The sequence below is a fragment of the Vibrio ichthyoenteri ATCC 700023 genome (assembly GCF_000222605.1).
Taxonomy (GTDB): domain Bacteria; phylum Pseudomonadota; class Gammaproteobacteria; order Enterobacterales; family Vibrionaceae; genus Vibrio; species Vibrio ichthyoenteri.
In genome coordinates this window covers 1-1,428 of record NZ_AFWF01000047.1, presented here as the reverse complement: position 1 = coordinate 1,428, position 1,428 = coordinate 1, and the positions used below count along the sequence as shown (strand labels likewise).

At 36.4% G+C, this 1,428-nt stretch carries 2 protein-coding genes; one reads left to right on the top strand and one right to left on the bottom strand.

The window, feature by feature from the left end; translation table 11 throughout:
- The coding region (locus RH85_RS05170) for a ParA family protein (protein ID WP_006711147.1) at positions 1-563 on the bottom strand (563 nt) is incomplete at its 3' end.
- A gap of 233 nt (positions 564-796) precedes the next feature.
- Between RH85_RS05170 and RH85_RS05165 the strand changes: the two genes are divergently transcribed.
- Positions 797-1,428, top strand: a 632-nt coding sequence (locus RH85_RS05165) for a replication initiation protein (protein WP_006711146.1), incomplete at its 3' end; no start/stop codon positions are given.

Below are 1,428 nucleotides of genomic sequence, written 5' to 3'. Positions count from 1 at the left end.
GCTTTAGTCAGTTCGTCTTTTGTTAATCCTACAGTTGCCATAGCAAGAATTGATGTTAAATCAGAATCGGCAATATCATAACCAGGTAGTAGCTGCTGAGTACTGGTTCCTTGAGGATCAAGATCTATAATCAACACTCGATTTTGAAGTAATGCATACCGCTCAAGTGAAGTAAGTGCATCTGCAAGCATGTTCGTACCTAGTGATTTACCAACACCACCTTTTAAATTTTGTAAAATACAAACAAAAGCATCCCATCCTCTATCCCGATACTTTTCAACCCCTAAATAATCAGCAACTTTGTAACAATCACTGATACTTAATCTGTATTGATTTGTAGATGTTTTAGGAAAAATAATTCCTTGCTCAGACATGTTAATCATTACATCTTTCAATGTGTTCATTGCTACAGGCCTGTTTGTGAATTTAAGCAAACGCTGTAATTCTCGTTGAGAATATGTCTTCTGAGTTACTTCCTGTTTAACTTCCAGTTGTATTTCTGAGCGAGCAATACGAGATAACTTCGCTCTCTCGCCTAAGCCCTGAATTTCGTGTAGTAGCATATAGCCTCCAAATTGTACGCCTTTAGTGTTGATTCAATTTTAATGCATTGCAACAAAAAAACGAATCAATATCAAAAAAACAATTCAAACGCACAAGTTGCCACGAGCAATGATAGCTGGCATACCAAAGCTAATTGTCGCTACATAATAAACATGACACATTTTAGGTAACAGGCTTACCTAAAGCCTAAAATGTGTCATAATAGCCTAAAATGTGTCACTTGAGTTTATATATGAGTAATGACGAATATTTCTATCCTGTTGTAAGCGACAACCTGCCAAAACACATAAAAAAAGGGCATCAATTAGTTTTTAGTCGGCAGGACCTATCAGCGAGAGAAGCTGATATGTTTGCATTGATGATCGCCCATATGAAGGAAACTGACTGGGAATATAATACACCTCACTACGAGTTTACTTCTCATCAGTTATCGGAATGGTTACGAGTAGAATCAAAACACATTGGTAGTAACTTAAGCCCTGTTGCTAACCGTCTAGCAAGTCGAAAGATAGGCATAAAAGTCGAAAACCAGAAAGGTGAAATAGAGTTTGACTACCGCCCATTATTTAAGCACATAGCCTATAAAAACCGTACGTTGACAATGGTGCCAAACGACATGCTAAAATCAGAATATATTGAATATAATCAAGGCTTTGCATTAATAAACACTCGTAACTTCTTCGATGTTAAAAAAGAATACTCCAAACGTCTGTATGAGCTTCTTAGTCGCTTTAAAGATAAAGGCTATGAAATGCACCAACAGAAAATCGACGAACTAAAAGGGGTGTTTGGCTTACTAGATGAAGCAGGAAAATTGAAGAAAGACAAAATATCATTTAAAAATAACAGTGTCTTTATGAAACG